The sequence below is a fragment of the Bacillus sp. GbtcB10 genome (assembly GCF_019091365.1).
GTDB lineage: Bacteria > Bacillota > Bacilli > Bacillales > Bacillaceae > Bacillus > Bacillus altitudinis.
Genome location: NZ_JAGXJP010000462.1, coordinates 1 through 230, shown reverse-complemented (window position 1 = coordinate 230; position 230 = coordinate 1). Strand labels below are relative to the sequence as shown.

Sequence of the window (230 nt, the reverse complement as noted above, 5' to 3'; positions counted from 1 at the left end):
GTGATTAGTTTGGTAGTATCAGAATGGATGAGAAAGAAAGGCTATAAACAATTCGGAGATTTAAGTATACAAACTGGAGGAATCAAACATGAAAAAAATAGAATCAAACGAAGAATTACAAAAAGTGATTCAAGAAGACTTAACAGTAGTACTATTTTCAGCTGACTGGGGCCCGGACTGCACACTTATTGTGCCGTTTTTGCCAGAGCTGGAAGCAAACTATCCAGAAA

At 37.0% G+C, this 230-nt stretch carries 1 protein-coding gene; it reads left to right on the top strand.

The window, feature by feature from the left end:
* Window positions 1-88: 88 nt before the first annotated feature.
* A partial coding sequence (locus KVT11_RS21230) for a thioredoxin domain-containing protein (protein WP_483297941.1) occupies window positions 89-230 on the top strand: 142 nt, incomplete at its 3' end.